The sequence below is a fragment of the Pseudomonas sp. JV241A genome (assembly GCF_900275665.1).
Taxonomy (GTDB): Bacteria; Pseudomonadota; Gammaproteobacteria; order Pseudomonadales; family Pseudomonadaceae; genus Aquipseudomonas; species Aquipseudomonas wadenswilerensis.
The window spans coordinates 137,027-151,291 of record NZ_OPYO01000033.1; the positions used below are offsets into that span (position 1 = coordinate 137,027).

At 61.8% G+C, this 14,265-nt stretch carries 8 protein-coding genes; 1 reads left to right on the top strand and 7 read right to left on the bottom strand.

Translation table 11 applies throughout. The features are described 5' to 3' along the window. Positions 1-13 precede the first annotated feature (13 nt). Together JV241A_RS22345 and JV241A_RS22350 are read right to left on the bottom strand one after the other, a co-directional pair. On the bottom strand, positions 14-3,298 hold the full coding sequence (locus JV241A_RS22345; protein ID WP_134064507.1) for a transglutaminase family protein: 3,285 nt from the start codon (positions 3,296-3,298) through the stop codon (positions 14-16). A gap of 200 nt (positions 3,299-3,498) precedes the next feature. Further along, complete coding sequence (locus tag JV241A_RS22350) at positions 3,499-5,802, bottom strand: YgiQ family radical SAM protein (RefSeq protein ID WP_134064509.1); 2,304 nt, start codon at positions 5,800-5,802, stop codon at positions 3,499-3,501. 168 nt (positions 5,803-5,970) lie between these two features. Here JV241A_RS22350 and JV241A_RS22355 point away from each other — a divergent pair, with 168 nt between their 5' ends. Beyond that, positions 5,971-10,500 (top strand): hypothetical protein, encoded by a 4,530-nt coding sequence (locus tag JV241A_RS22355; protein ID WP_134064511.1) that lies wholly within the window; start codon positions 5,971-5,973, stop codon positions 10,498-10,500. 5 nt (positions 10,501-10,505) lie between these two features. Here the strand turns inward: JV241A_RS22355 and dnaB are convergent, their stop codons facing one another. The 5 genes from dnaB to rpsF all read right to left on the bottom strand — a co-directional run bounded on the left by dnaB (position 10,506) and on the right by rpsF (position 14,102). Further along, a complete protein-coding gene (gene dnaB / locus JV241A_RS22360; protein ID WP_115089082.1) occupies positions 10,506-11,903 on the bottom strand; it encodes a replicative DNA helicase in 1,398 nt (465 codons plus the stop codon). Positions 11,904-12,013: 110 nt separating this feature from the next. Continuing rightward, positions 12,014-12,460: a 50S ribosomal protein L9 gene (gene rplI / locus JV241A_RS22365; protein ID WP_045196876.1), complete on the bottom strand. Its 447-nt coding sequence runs from the start codon at positions 12,458-12,460 to the stop codon at positions 12,014-12,016. 21 nt (positions 12,461-12,481) lie between these two features. Further along, on the bottom strand, positions 12,482-13,381 hold the full coding sequence (locus tag JV241A_RS22370; RefSeq protein ID WP_115089084.1) for a hypothetical protein: 900 nt from the start codon (positions 13,379-13,381) through the stop codon (positions 12,482-12,484). Between the two features lie 36 nt (positions 13,382-13,417). Beyond that, a complete protein-coding gene (gene rpsR, locus JV241A_RS22375) occupies positions 13,418-13,648 on the bottom strand; it encodes a 30S ribosomal protein S18 (protein WP_009403887.1) in 231 nt (76 codons plus the stop codon). Positions 13,649-13,676: 28 nt separating this feature from the next. After that, on the bottom strand, positions 13,677-14,102 hold the full coding sequence (gene rpsF / locus JV241A_RS22380) for a 30S ribosomal protein S6 (protein ID WP_115089086.1): 426 nt from the start codon (positions 14,100-14,102) through the stop codon (positions 13,677-13,679). Positions 14,103-14,265: the final 163 nt, after the last annotated feature.

Below are 14,265 nucleotides of genomic sequence, written 5' to 3' on the forward strand. Positions count from 1 at the left end.
TTCAGAGTAACGCTCAGCTGCGGCGCAAATCCAGGGTAAAGGGTAGTTCCGGGTTTACCTGCAGCACAGGTACGTCCACTACGCCCGGGCTATGCCCAAGGCGGAAAAAGCGCGCCTGACGCCGGCTCTGGGCTTCGTTGGCATTGACCGGCAGGGTCTGGTAATTGCGCCCGCCCGGATGGGCGACATGGTATTGGCAGCCGCCCAGCGAACGGCCCATCCAGGTGTCGAGCAGGTCGAACACCAGCGGCGCATGCACCGCGATGGTCGGCTGCAAACAATTGGCCGGCTGCCAGGCGCGATAACGCACGGCGGCGACAAACTCACCGACCCGCCCGGTTGGCTGCAAGGGTAGCGCCCGACCATTACAAGTCAGCTGATAACGCTCCGGCGGCATGCCGCTGACCTTGACCTGCAGGCGTTCCAGCGACGAATCGACATAACGTACGGCGGCACCGCCACTGCCCTCCTCGCCCAGTACATGCCAGGGCTCCAGGGCCTGGCGCAGCTCCAGCTCGATACCGTTGACGGCATAGTCGCCGACCTTGGGAAAGCGAAACTCCAGGTGCGCTGCGAACCACTCGGCACGCAGCGGGTAGCCTGCGGCATTGAGCTCGACCAGTACATCAGCGAAGTCCTGCTCGATAAAGTGCGGCAGCATGAAGCGGTCGTGCAGCTCGGTCCCCCAGCGGGCCAGGCGCTTGGGCGCATAGGGTTCACGCCAGAAACGCGCGACCAAGGCGCGCAGCAAAAGCTGCTGGACCAGGCTCATGCGCGCATGAGGCGGCATCTCGAAGGCGCGCAGTTCCAGCAAACCCAGGCGCCCGGCCGGACCATCCGGGGAGTACAGCTTGTCGATGCAGAACTCGGCGCGGTGGGTATTGCCGGTGACGTCGATCAGCAGGTTACGCAGTAGCCGGTCGACCAGCCAGGGCGGGCAGTCCTCACCGACCTCGGGCATCTGCGCGAAGGCAATTTCCAGTTCATAGAGAGCGTCGTTACGCGCTTCATCCACCCGCGGCGCCTGGGAAGTCGGACCGATGAACAGGCCGGAAAACAGGTAGGACAGCGATGGATGGTTGTGCCAATAGCTGATCAGGCTGCGTAGCAGATCGGGTCGGCGCAGGAACGGCGAGTCGGCCGGAGTCGCGCCGCCGAGCACAAAATGGTTGCCGCCGCCGGTACCGGTGTGGCGACCGTCGATCATGAATTTTTCGCTGCTCAGGCGGCTCAGGCGCGCCTGTTCGTAGAGGAACTCGGTACGCTCCACCAACTCGTCCCAACTGGCCGAAGGCTGCACGTTGACCTCAATGACACCGGGATCCGGCGTGACCTTGAAGTTGGCCAGGCGCAGGTCGGCCGGCGGTTCGTAGCCTTCGAGGATGACCGGGCAATGCAGCTCGGCGGCGGTGGCTTCGATCGCCGTGACCAGCTCCAGGTAATCCTCCAGCCGTGATAACGGCGGCATGAACAGGTACAAGCGACCTTCACGCGGTTCGGCGCACAGGGCCGTTCGGGTCAGCCAGTCGGCCGAGGCATCGATCTCGGGGGCTGTGCGTTCCTTTTCGTCCACTGCATGCCCAGCGCTCGCCCGGGCCAACGCATCGCCGGCGGGCAAATCGCCCAGCACCTGGTTCGGGTCGGTCGGATGCACATAGGGGTATTCAGCGGCCTTGACCCAGGGCTGCGCGGCCAGCGGCAGGCGGTAACCCAGTGGTGAATCGCCAGGCACCAACCGGCAATGCTCATCGCGCAAGTACCAGCGCCCGCTTTGCCAGCGCTCTTCGTCGGCACTGCGGGCCAACGGCAGAACCTGGCCGATGACCTTGTCCAGGCCCTGGCTGAACACTTTGCGCAATCGAGCGCGCTCCATCTCGTCGTCCAGCCGTGCATCGTCGACGCGTACATTGGACGGCAGGCCGCCCTCGCGCCACAGGTAATAGAGCTGGTCCTCGTAGGCGGCGAAGACATAGCGCGGCGGCAACTTCAAACGCTCGGCAACGCTGGCCAGGAAGCGCCCGGCCAAGTCGCTGTCGGCGCCAAGGTCTTCCTGCTCGTCGGCAATCAACGCCGGGTTGCTCCACAGCGGCACACTGTCACGCCGCCAGAAGCAGTTGAGCGACCAGCGCGGCAACTGCTCACCCGGGTACCACTTGCCCTGGCCGAAATGCACCAGGGCGCTGGGCGCGTAATGCTTGTACAGACGCTGGAACAGCTCGCCAGCGAGGCGCCGCTTGTTCGCGCCCAACGCTGCCGTGTTCCACTCGGCGCCGTCAGGGTCGTCGATGGCAACGAAGGTCGGCTCGCCGCCCATGGTCAGGCGCACATCCGCCGCTTTCAGATCGCTATCCACCTGGCGCCCGAGGGCGACGATGGCCTGCCATTGCTCATCGCTGTAGGGCAGCGTCACCCGTGGTGATTCCCACAGGCGCTCGACGCTCATTTCATGTTCAAAGGTGCATTCGCAGGGCTCGACCAAGCCGCTGATCGGCGCCGCTGAAGTCGGATCGGGGCTACAGGCCAATGGGATATGACCTTCGCCGGCAAACAGCCCTGAGGTGGCATCCAGGCCGATCCAGCCGGCACCGGGCAGGTACACCTCGCACCAGGCATGCAGGTCGGTGAAATCTTCTTCGGTACCCGCCGGCCCGTCCAGCGACTTGATGTCGGCGGTCAGTTGAATCAGATAGCCGGAGACAAACCGCGCCGCCAGGCCCAGGTGACGCAGCAACTGCACCAGCAACCAGGCCGAATCACGGCAAGAGCCGGAGCCCAGTTCCAGGGTTTGCTCCGGGGTTTGCACACCGGGTTCGAGGCGGATCAGGTAACTGATGTCTTCGCTCAGGCGCTGGTTCAGGGCAACCAGGAAATCGACGCTGGCTTGCGGCGTACGCTCGATGCTGTCCAGGTAGGTGGCGAACTTCGGCGTCAGCGGCAGTTGCTCCAGGTAGGGCAGCAGTTCGTGGCGTTCGTCACGGCCATAACTGAAGGGCATCTGCTCGGCGTAGGGTTCGAGGAAGAAGTCGAACGGGTTGAACACCGCCATCTCGGCGACCAGGTCGACTTCCACCCGCAGGCTGTCGGTTTTCTCCGGGAACACCAGGCGCGCCAGGTAATTGCCCTGTGGGTCCTGCTGCCAATTGATGAAATGCCCACCCGGCTGCACCTTCAGCGCGTAGGAGAGGATCCGTGTACGGCTGTGGGCGGCCGGGCGCAGGCGAACGATTTGCGGGCCCAGTTCAACTGCACGGTCGTAGCGGTACTCGGTGACATGGTGCAAGGCGACATGAATCGACACGGCGGGCCTCCTGCGAGCCTGGGCGGTAGCGGAACCGCGCAAGACTTGTGCCATGGGCCCAGGCCTGCGATTCCCTGCATGCAGCCCCTACGGTCGCAGCAAAAGCGCACCGTAGCGAGGCCGCCGTGCAAGCCTTGCACAGATTTGAGGCTTTGCCAGCGACACAAACAAAAACGCCAGCCCGAAGGCTGGCGTTTCAGTTAGCGCGGCAGCGCCGGCTGGCGGGCGGGCTTTTTCTTGCCCTTGCCGCCCTTGGCGGCATCCTTGCGCGCCTTGGCCGCTTCCTGGTTGCGGGCAAACGCCGCAGCCTTGGCCTGTTCGCGCTTGTCCCACGGCTTGGAACCGTCGCTGGCACGCGGCGGCAAGCCGTTGTGCTGGGTGAGGATCTTCTGTTCCTTGGCCACCTTGTGGCTGCCGGCCGGGGTCGAGTTCTTGCGCCGGGCACTCTGGTAGCTGTCGGTCGCCGGCTGGTGCAGCGGGATCAGCTGGTGCTTGCCCGGGCCGATCAAGTCGGCACGGCCCATGCGTTCCAGGGCTTCACGCAGCATCGGCCAGCCCTTCGGATCGTGGTAACGCAAGAACGCCTTGTGCAGGCGACGCTGTTGCTCGCTCTTGACGATGGTCACCGGGTCGCTCTTGTAGGTGACCTTGCGCAGCGGGTTCTTGCCCGAGTGGTACATGGCCGTGGCCGACGCCATTGGCGAGGGGTAGAACGCCTGCACCTGGTCGGCGCGGAAACCGTTGCCCTTGAGCCACAAGGCCAGGTTCATCATGTCTTCGTCGGTAGTGCCCGGGTGCGCGGCGATGAAGTACGGGATCAGGTACTGCTCCTTGCCCGCCTCTTTCGAATACTTCTCGAACATGCGCTTGAAGCGGTCATAGCTACCGATGCCCGGCTTCATCATCTGATTCAGCGGGCCTTCCTCGGTGTGCTCCGGGGCAATTTTCAGGTAACCGCCGACGTGGTGGGTCACCAGTTCCTTGACGTACTCCGGCGATTCCACCGCCAGGTCGTAACGCAGACCCGAAGCGATGAGGATCTTCTTCACTCCCGGCAGGTCACGGGCACTGCGGTACAGCTTGATCAGTGCCGAGTGGTCGGTGTTCAGGTTCGGGCAGATGCCCGGGAACACGCACGATGGCTTGCGGCACGCCGATTCGATCTCGGGGCTCTTGCAGGCGATGCGGTACATGTTCGCAGTCGGCCCGCCGAGATCGGAGATGACGCCGGTAAAGCCCGGCACCTTGTCGCGGATCTCTTCGATTTCGCGAATGATCGACTCGTGCGAACGGTTCTGGATGATGCGCCCTTCGTGCTCGGTGATCGAGCAGAAGGTACAACCACCGAAGCAGCCGCGCATGATGTTCACCGAGAAACGGATCATGTCGTAGGCCGGAATTTTCTCCTTGCCGTACGCCGGGTGCGGGATGCGCGCATAGGGCATGCCGAACACGTAGTCCATTTCTTCGGTGGTCATCGGAATGGGTGGCGGGTTGAACCACACGTCCACTTCGCCATGCTTCTGCACCAGGGCACGGGCGTTGCCCGGGTTGGTCTCCAGGTGCAACACGCGGTTGGCGTGGGCATAGAGCACGGCATCACCACGGACCTTCTCGAACGACGGCAGGCGGATGACCGTCTTGTCACGGGTCATGCGCGGGCTGGCGAGAATCTGCACAACCTTGGCTTCGTTCGGGTCCTCGACCTCGCCCTTCTCCTGCTCGATGGCGCAGGCCTGGGTGTCCTGGGTGTTGACGTACGGGTTGATGATCTTGTCGATCTTGCCCGGACGGTCGATACGGGTCGAGTCGACCTCGTACCAGCCTTGCGGCGTGTCACGGCGAATGAAAGCAGTACCGCGGATGTCGGTAATGTCTTCAATCTTCTGGCCAAAAGACAGGCGCTGGGCCACTTCGACAATGGCCCGCTCGGCGTTGCCATACAGCAGGATGTCGGCGCAGGCGTCGATCAGGATCGAATGACGGACCTTGTCCTGCCAGTAGTCGTAGTGAGCGATACGGCGCAGAGAAGCTTCAATGCCGCCAAGGACGATTGGCACATGCTTGTAGGCTTCCTTGCAGCGCTGGCTGTAGACCAGGCTGGCGCGATCCGGACGCTTGCCGGCCAGGCCACCCGGAGTATAGGCGTCGTCGGAGCGGATCTTCTTGTCGGCGGTGTAGCGGTTGATCATCGAGTCCATGTTGCCGGCCGCGACGCCGAAGAACAGGTTTGGCTCGCCGAGCTTCATGAAGTCGTCTTTGGACTGCCAGTTCGGCTGGGCAATGATGCCCACGCGGAAACCCTGGGCTTCCAGCAGGCGGCCGATAATGGCCATGCCGAACGACGGATGGTCGACGTAGGCATCACCGGTCACGATGATGATGTCGCAGGAATCCCAGCCGAGCTGATCCATCTCCTCCCTGCTCATCGGCAGGAACGGTGCTGGCCCGAAGCATTCGGCCCAGTATTTGGGATAGTCGAAAAGTGGTTTGGCTGCTTGCATGTCAGTGACCGGTGGCTAATCGATGAAAAATCGCGGGCGCGGAATATAGCACAAAAATTGACCAAATCCGACGGTGGTGGTCGGAATCCGCCCCCGACAATTATTTACCGCCCGTCGCCGCCAGCGCCGCGCTCTGATCTGCGTTTTCCACCAATGGAGACGCACACCATGCCCCCCTCAATTGTCGACCAGGTCCCACTGGCAGCCAACGACCTGCAACGCTGGTCAGATCGCCTGACCCTGGAGCTGATCGAAGAGCATCTGAAGCAAAGTTTGCACACCCTGGATGAACATGAGCAGCGCCGCTACCTGCTACTGGCCCGTCTCGGCCCGCAACTGCGCCAGCGTCTGAGTGACGCCCTGCACCAGTTTCGCAGTGCTTTCGAGCACCAGGCTCTGAATGACCTGCGCCAACAACTGGCCCTGGCGTCCGGCCAGGCGCTGGACCCTCTGAGCACCTACCTGCACACCTACTCGCTGGAGGTTCAGCACGAGTTCCCCCACCAGGAAGTCGAACACCTGCAGACTCGCAGTCTCTGGCAGGCAGCCCAGGACAATTTTGGCTTTAACATTGCGCTGCAAAGCGGCTCAGGGCAGGACTTCCTCAAGGCCAGTAGCATCAACACCCGCGAGCCTGGCGGGCGTCATTCGCTGATCCCGGTGAGCACCTTCGTCGATGTCGTGCGCAATTTGAACCTGGGCAAGCGCTTGCAAGACGACTTGCAGCAAAAGCTGCCCGCCCTGAGCGCACCAGCGGTCAACGACTATCAGCGTGCCCTGTTGCAATTTGCCCTGCTGGAAGCCTATCGCAGCACCGAAGACCACGAGTTCAACCGTGAGCAACTGGCCAGCTTGCAAACAGCCTGCGAGCGACCGGGGGCCCTGCAGTGGAAATACTTCAGCCTGAAGTTGCCGGACGGGGTCATCGAACATCTGCTCGGGCTGGCCGGGTCTCAGCCGTTGTTCAGGCCACTGAAACAGGCACTGGACTCAGTGGCCAGCCAACGCATGAGCCAGACCCTGATGGGTAACTTGATTCCGCTGCCGTTTTTCGTGGTCAAGTTGGGCGATGGGATTTTCAGCTATTTTCCCGAACGCCCGGACGGCGCCTGGCGCTCTCACGCCTCGGCCGTCGACGCTGTGGACTCGCTACGCCAGCAGATCCACGAGGGCCAAAACACCAGCGCATTGCATTGGCTCTATCAATGGCTGCCGCTTGCGCTACAACAAAAGCTCTCGGCACTGCTCAAGCCTGACAACGTTGACCGCAACCAGCTCAATACGTTGGCCAAATGGCTGTACGACACCTTTGCCAACCAGCCCTCCACCGCCCTGCTCGATGTCGTCGAGAACCCGAACAGCCCGTGGAAATCGCAATCACTGCTCCAGGTTATCGCCCAGGAACAGCAGCACGGGATTGCCGCCGACCTGGCGCTGATGGCGATCAGCAACAACAGCGTGGATTTCGACACCTTCCAGAGAGGCGCACTGTTCGTGGTCAGCGAGGTGCTGGAGTTGCTGACACTCTCGGTTCCCGGCGGCGTTACCGGCCTCAACCGCGCCATGCTCACCGCCACCTTCGCCAGCCTTGGTTTTCAGTCGATTTCAGCAGCCAACGCACTGCTGTCCGGTCGCATCAACGAAGCAGTCCAGGCCGCGGCCGATATCGCCGACCTGATCATCAGCGCCAGGCTTCAGGGCCTCGGCGCACGGCTCTCGGCTCGCCGCTCAAGGCACCTGGTGGCAGCCCTTGGCCGTGCACCGGCAATTGAAGCACGAATAGCGCAGCAACTGGATTCGCGAAACTGGAGCGACGCCAGGTTGCTGGAACACCTGCAGCCTCAGCTCCCTACCAAGTCCGCTACCTCCGTAGTGCGGCTGAGCGGTGTAACGCGCGAACAGCTGGAGGCGGCATGGAGCGCGGGGGCGGACCTGCCTTGGCAACTGCGCTGCGTGATTGAAGGGCAACCATCGGCCAACGCAGAGGGCAACCCGGCCATTGCCGCCCTGACCCTGCGCTTCCCCGGTTTGTCTGTTGCGGCCGCGCGCGAAGCGCTGCGCCGCCACCCCGAGCTGATGCGGCTAGCAACGGACAGTCTCATCGAACCCGGCCCCATTTCGACCTTGCTCGGGCTTGCGCAGGAAAGCCGCAGCCTGTTGGCACTGTGCAAACTGGACGATGAGCGGGCTGGCCCCGACCGGGATGTCGAAGCTCTGTGCTGCCAGTTGCTCGCCACCCGCCCTGAGTGGCCAGCTACATTAGGCATCCGCATCGAAGAGAACCTTCAAGCCCCGCCAGGCACAGGTTTCACCCCCGCAGTGCCCGTTCAACACTTCGGTTCACCCGACGCCACGGGCTACCTGAGCCTGACCCGCACCGGTAGCCGCTATCAATTCCAGGACATGCCAGGTGTTGGGTTACTGCAGGCCTTGCACGAGCACCCACACAACCCGTTAGCCAAAGACAATAGCGTTGCCATGTTGCGCGAACATCTGCTCGACATCGCGCTGCGCAACCGCGACCTGCTGCCGGCACTGCTGGCCGAGCCCCCGCTGCAGGCGGTCTCAGCCGGACGTTTGAGGGTTGGCGCCCATCCATTGGCCGGTACTGCCAGCCCGCCTGGGAGCGGCATTCATCGTTACCAGGGAACGACCTACGCCATGATCGAGGGAGCCGCATACCCGATAGTGCCTGAGGCCTCGGCATCAACTCCAGAATGGCGGGTATGGCGACTGGCAGATGGTCCACGTGCCGATAGCCCTGCGATTGTGCTGTATCGCCAGCACTGGTACTACGCCCAGGTTCCTGGCGCCGCCGGCATGCCCCGCCGAGGCGGGCGTCTGGCGCAAATGCAGGAGCAGAACCGTGCAGCCGCCACAGCCGAGCGTGATGCCCAATTTCAGCAGCAATACAACACTCGCCAGCAACTACTTGAAGTCAACCAGGCACTGCTGACGACCGCCGGCCAGATGACGCAAGCGACTGCCCGGGTCAACGCCACAATTAGTGGCTCAGACGCACAGCTACAAGCCATCTCTGCCCTGGTCCTGACCTACTGGAAAACCATCAAATACATTTCGACGAAGATCGACCTGCTTGAAACCCTGGGCGAGCCGCAGACACTGAGTCAGCAACGAGAGATGCACGAATATCGCCTTCACTGCCTGGAAAAGATCATGCTCAGCCAGGACCTCGCCTTCACCAGTGAAACCGGGGAGTTGCTGGCCGACCCCCATCAGGGCGAGCATGGCCGCTATCGCCTGCAACACCGGCGTATCCTCCAGCACCTGGACGAAAAGCGCCCCTTCCTCGACAAGCACGCGGCCTATATCAAAGCCCTCACCAGCAGCTTTCCCGGCCCTCGCACCGACGCCTATCTCGCCCGGGCCAGGGAACATTTCCCCGCAACTGTGCTGATGCACCGAGCGGCGGTGATCCTGTTCAAGATGGACTTGCTGGTTATCAGCGACACCCCGGACCCGCAAGCCCCGATCCAGCTCAATACCGAGGCGGCGCTGCGCCTGGTGCAACTGCACGACGCCCTGAGCACCTATACCGACCTGGACAGCCTCCCGGAACACTATCAGCTGTCACTGCTCGATGACCTGCAACGCCAATTCGACAACCACCAGCAAGGGCTCAAATCCATGCAGGACACCGCTGCCATGCTGGATAAAGCCCATCTGCGCGACATCGACCAGGCGCTGGTCAACCTGGTGCAGCAGATACAACAGCGACTTGAGTCGATGTACCAAGACCTGACCAGCAATACCCTGTTGAGCCTTGACTCGCAGGCCCTGGACACTGATTTTCTGCCCGCCCTGTCGCTGCAGCAGCCTGTCGCCGGGCCACGCAAGCGGGTGATCAAAGTCAGGCAGCAGGGCACTACGGCATTTAAGGTGGGGGAAGCACACACCGACGAGCAGGGTCGGGAGGTGGTCGATATCATCAGCCCTGGCATCGTTTCCGGCCCCCGGGTGCAACGCTATGTCAACCCAGTGGCCGGCTACTGGCAGCCGCTTGCCACTGAACGCCAGGTTGGCGGCGCTGCGTCGCTGGCAACGCAGCTGTCCCAGGCCAATACGTTACTGGGCAACGTCGAGCAGCAACTGGACAGCGCACGCCAGGATGCCGCGAAAAAACAAAACCCGACCAACATCGTCGAAGCCCTTGAACGTCACGCCGGGGCTCTGGAGGTGTTGGCACAAGGCATTGAGTCATCAAGCACGGCGGCTGAACAAAGTTCCCTGCTCGATCGCCTGCACGGCGCCGCCCAGCGCTTGCGCCAGCATGGCGAGGCATTGCGCCTGATGCTGTACAAATCACCGGAAACACTCGACATCAATCGTCTGCTGTACCTGATCGAGCACCGGCAAGTGAGCGTGCACAAGACACTGATGCGAGCGCCACGCGGTAAAGGGCGGAACAAGTACTTCCTCGACATTTACCAGATCCGCGACGCCCAAGGCAGTCGCTCAACGCTTTGGGAGGCGCATTTTCACTACGATGCGACAACGACCGCCCTGGACCAGTTCCAGCTCAAGGGCGCGCACTTGAAGACCTTGGCACAAAGCCGCCTGGGCGCAGCATCACAGGCTCAGGCCGAGCGTGAAGGGCAAGCCCATGTGCCGATCTGGCGTGCCGCTTTTAGCCCTCAAGCGGCGCGTGAACTGTTCAGGGCCGCCAGTGATGGCTGAGCGGATTACTCGTCGTCGTCGAAGTTGTAACTGCCCGGCGCGAGGTTTTCGAAGCGGGTGTACTTGCCGATGAAGGCCAGGCGGATAAAGCCGATCGGGCCGTTCCGCTGCTTGCCGATGATGATTTCGGCAATGCCTTTGTGCTCGGTCTCCGGGTGGTACACCTCATCCCGGTAAACGAACATGATCACGTCGGCGTCCTGCTCGATTGCACCGGATTCACGCAAGTCGGAGTTCACCGGGCGCTTGTTCGGCCGCTGCTCGAGGGAGCGGTTGAGCTGCGACAGGGCCACTACCGGGCAGTTGAACTCTTTGGCCAGGGCCTTGAGCGAGCGGGAAATCTCGGAAATCTCGTTGGTGCGGTTGTCGCCGCTGGAGCCCGGGATCTGCATCAGCTGCAGGTAGTCGATCATGATCAGGCCGACTTCGCCGTGCTCGCGCACCAGGCGGCGGGTCCGCGCGCGCATTTCCGACGGGCTGATGCCGGCGGTATCGTCGATGAACAGCTTGCGGTCGTTGAGCAGGTTGACCGCCGAGGTCAGGCGCGGCCAGTCGTCGTCTTCCAGCTGGCCGGAACGTACTTTGGTCTGGTCGATGCGGCCGAGCGAGGACAGCATACGCATGATCAGCGATTCGCCTGGCATCTCCAGGGAGTACACCAGTACCGCCTTGTCGCTGCGCAGTACCGCGTTTTCCACCAGGTTCATGGCGAAGGTGGTCTTACCCATCGATGGACGGCCGGCGACGATGATCAGGTCGGCTGGCTGCAGGCCGCTGGTCTTCTCGTCAAGGTCGGTGTAGCCGGTGGACAGGCCGGTGATCGCGCTGTCGGTGTTGAACAGCGTGTCGATACGGTCGATGGCCTTGGTCAGCAGGTCGTTGACGCCCACCGGGCCGCCGGTTTTCGGCCGTGCTTCGGCGATCTGGAAGATCTGCCGTTCGGCTTCATCGAGGATCTCCGCGGCATTGCGCCCTTGGGGGTTGAAGGCGCTGTCGGCGATCTCGTTGCTGATGCTGATCAGCTGGCGCAGGGTCGCCCGCTCGCGGATGATCCCCGCATAGGCCTTGATGTTGGCCACCGACGGGGTGTTCTTGGCCAGCTCGCCGAGGTAGCCGAGGCCGCCGATTTGCGAGCTCAGCCCTTCCTTGTCCAGTTGCTCGTGCAGTGTCACCACGTCGAACGGGGCGTTCTGGTCGGCGAGCTTGTGGATGGCGCGGAAGATCAGGCGGTGGTCATGCCGGTAGAAGTCGCCATCGGAGACTTGATCAAGCACCCGCTCCCAGGCGTTGTTGTCCAGCATCAAGCCACCGAGCACGGCCTGTTCGGCCTCGATGGAATGCGGCGGCACCTTCAGGGCAGCGGTTTGCAGATCATATTGCTCGGGGGCGGTTATCTCGTTCATGGCCACGCAGGAATCAGGGTGATGAAAAAGACAAAGGGCACGACCTGCAAAGCAGGATCGTGCCCGATGTTAACCGGCTGACACCCAAGGTGCCAGCCGATCGGTACAGCTTAGGCTGCGACAACAACCACGCGAACGGTGGCTTCAACGTCGCTGTGCAGGTGCACGGCAACGTCGTATTCGCCGACGTTACGGATGGTGCCGTTCGGCAGACGAACTTCAGCTTTGGCCACTTCAACGCCGGAGGCGGTCAGGGCGTCAGCGATGTCGTGGGTGCCGATCGAACCGAACAGCTTGCCTTCGTCACCGGCGGTGGCAGTGATGGTCACTTCCAGCTCGGCCAGTTGGGCAGCGCGGGTTTCAGCCGAAGCTTTTTTCTCTGCAGCCAGTTTTTCCAGCTCAGCACGACGCTCTTCGAACGCAGCCAGGTTGGCAGCGGTAGCAGCGGTGGCTTTGCCGAATGGCAGCAGGAAGTTACGACCGTAACCGGCCTTAACATTTACCTTGTCGCCCAGGTTGCCCAGGTTGGCGACTTTTTCCAGCAGGATCAGTTCCATTTGGTAATAACCTCTTAACTTTTAACCTTCACCGTTCGCGGAATCGTTATCGGCACCTTTGGGGGGTACCTTGCGACCGCGAAAATCAATCAGGCTGTCGACAATGGCCAGGACCACGAGCAACGGATAAGTCAGCTGCATGAACAGCACCAGCGTCACGTACAACCCGACCAGCCAGAATTTGGCCAATCGACCTTGCGCCACCAGCCCATGCATCAGGGCAAGCCCTGCAAACATCAGCGGTACGCTGCACAGTGGCGTCAACATCGCCAGTTCAGGACCGAAGTTCGGCCCCACCAGCATGAGCACCAACAGTACCAGCGCCGGCACCAGGGGGAGCCTGACCGCTTGAAACTCGCGACCAAAACCACCCGGGTTATACAACGACGCCTGCCAGTAACGACCCAACATCAGGGCCAGCACACTGACGGCTTGCAACAACGCCGCTATCAGGCCAACGAGCACTGGCGCAATCAGGCCACCAAGGCGGGCCCGCTCCTCTACCGATAACTGTTGGTAGAGACCGTCGAGCATCTGCGGCAGGGCTTTTTCAAGCGCTCCAGCCAGAGCTTCAATCGGTTCGCGGAACACCGAACCCAGTACAACCCCATACACCAGACCCATGCCGATGCTGAACAACAGCACCCGGTTCCAGGACTGCCCGGCGCGCAACAGCGCAGCCAGACCCAGCGTACCCAGCAACACCATCAAGGTGCGCGGCTCGCCGAAGAACCACCAGGCCATCGCCGGCAACAAAGCCCAGGCGAGGACACCGGAGGCATCCTTGAAACCGCGCCGCAGGAACACCAGGCTCCCGGCGGCGGCACTCAACCAGAACAACAGCGGCAATGCCGCACAACCCACCACCACGAGGGTGGCCTGCACGCGACCGCGCATGATGAAATCAGCCAAGGCGCGCATGCATTTTATCCTTTGCTACTTGTCGACGACCCGGTCTCAGCGGCCGTGGCTGTCGGTGTAGGGCAGCAGGGCCAGGAAGCGGGCGCGCTTGATAGCGGTAGCCAGCTGACGCTGATAACGAGCTTTGGTACCGGTGATACGGCTTGGAACGATTTTGCCGGTTTCGGATACGTAAGCTTTCAGGGTGTTGAGATCTTTGTAATCGATCTCTTTCACGTCTTCAGCAGTGAAGCGGCAGAATTTACGACGACGGAAGAAACGTGCCATGTAATAGGCTCCTCAAAAGGTCCGTGGATTACTCGTCAGCGTTATCGCTGTTGTCGCTGTCATTGCTGTCGTCGCCTTCGGCGCCATCAGCATGCTCAGGACGGTCGCGACGCTCACGGCGCTCACTGCGGTTTTCTTCAGCCTTGAGCATCTCGGACTGGCCGGTAACGGCTTCGTCGCGACGGATGACCAGGTTACGGATCACGGCATCGTTGTAGCGGAAGTTGTCTTCCAGCTCGGCCAGGGCCTTGCCGGTGCACTCAACGTTCAGCATCACGTAGTGAGCCTTGTGAACATTGTTGATTGCGTAGGCCAGTTGACGACGGCCCCAATCTTCCAGACGGTGGATTTTGCCGCCGTCTTCTTCGATCAGCTTGGTGTAACGCTCAACCATGCCGCCGACTTGCTCGCTCTGGTCAGGGTGGACCAGAAAGATGATTTCGTAATGACGCATGAATGCTCCTTACGGGTTGTAGTCTGCCACCAGAGTGGTCAGACAAGGAGTGAATGACACTTGTATGTCTTGCCCTGGGAAAAGGCGCATGAACGCCTGCCAACATGGCAAGGGGCGCAATTGTAGAGAAGCCCCGGGGGACAAGCAAGGTAATTGGTGAATT